Origin of the sequence: Nocardia sp. NPDC060220 (assembly GCF_042727815.1) — a bacterium.
Classification (GTDB): domain Bacteria; phylum Actinomycetota; class Actinomycetes; order Mycobacteriales; family Mycobacteriaceae; genus Nocardia.
The window spans coordinates 1-1,334 of sequence record NZ_JBHWZY010001284.1 but is presented as its reverse complement, the minus strand read 5'-3'; the positions used below and the strand labels follow the sequence as shown (position 1 = coordinate 1,334).

Genomic DNA, 1,334 nt, shown 5'->3' with positions numbered 1-1,334 from the left:
GCACGGGCTCGGCGGGGGTCTGTCGCCCGTAGAGGCCGCGCTGCAGCGAGCGCAGCAGAACGTCGCGTGTTTCCTCGGGCCGGATCAGTTCGTCGAAGCCCATGTGTTCGGCTGAATGGTAGGACGCCTTCAACTCCATCTCGCGTAGTTCGGCGGCCAGATCCGCTTCGGCGTTGGAGGCGTTGCTCAACGCGGCAGCGCCCATCGCGCCCATCGTGGCGCCCGGGTAGGCGAAGGTGCCCGCCTGACCGTCGAATCCGATCAGCGACATCACCATCGAGCCGAATCCGTAGGCCTTACGCAGTGTCACATGCAGTTTCAGCGTGGTCGCCGCGGTCTGCGCGACGAACATCCGCGCGCCGCTGCGCAATACGCCCTCCCGCTCGGACTCGCTGCCGGGCAGCATGCCCGGATTGTCGGCGAGGAAGATGATCGGCAGGTGGAAGGAATCGGCGACCATGATGAAATGGGCCGCCTTGTCCGCGGCCTCGGTGTCGATCGAACCGGCGAGGACCTGCGGCTGATTGGCCACCACCGCGACCGGGTGCCCACCCAGATGCGCCAGCGCGCAGATGATCGGCGTGCCGCGTTCGGGCTGCACCTCGAACCAATCTGTACCGTCGAACACGACATCGAGCACGGCCCGCATGTCGTAGCTCTGCACGTTGTCCCGGGAGACGATGTCGAGCAACTCCGGTGTCGCGCGCGGACCCGTGGTCTCGTCGGCGAGATACACCGGCGGATAGGACCACGCGCTCGGCGGGAAATAGGACAGGTAGCGGCGGATCTCGTCGAGGACGTCCTCGTCGGTCTCGGCGACGTTGTGGACCACACCGCTGGGCAGCGCGACATCGGGGCCACCCAGGTCTTCTTTCGAGATGGTCTCGCCGGTCGAGACTTTCACGACCGGCGGGCCCGCGGTGAAAATGCAGCCCTGCCTGCTCATGATGGAGAAGTCGGCGACCGGGGCGACCAGCGCGCCGTGGCCCGCCGATGGCCCGAGCACGGCGGTGACCATCGGCACGTTGCCCGAGCACTGCGCCTGGGCCAGCAGATCGGTGGGGGTTCGACCATAGTGATCGCCGGTCGGCCGGAACCCCGCTCCTTCCAGGAGCATCACCAGCGGCACCTTGTCGCGCACCGCCAATTCGGCCAGCCGGTAGCGCTTGGAGTTGCTGCCGGGAGCGATCGAGCCGGCCAGCGTGGTGAAGTCCTCGGCGCCGACCATGACGGGGACGCCGTTGATCAGCCCGGACCCGGTCACAATCGCGTCGGCGGCGACGTCGCCGCCGACGAGTGTGCCGAACACCAGGAAACCGGTGTCTTATAAACAT

At 67.1% G+C, this 1,334-nt stretch carries 1 pseudogene; it reads right to left on the bottom strand.

Features of this window, described 5'->3' with window-relative positions:
• Positions 1-1,315, bottom strand: a pseudogene (locus ACFWF3_RS36075) (acyl-CoA carboxylase subunit beta); the annotation flags it as partial.
• Positions 1,316-1,334 lie beyond the last annotated feature (19 nt).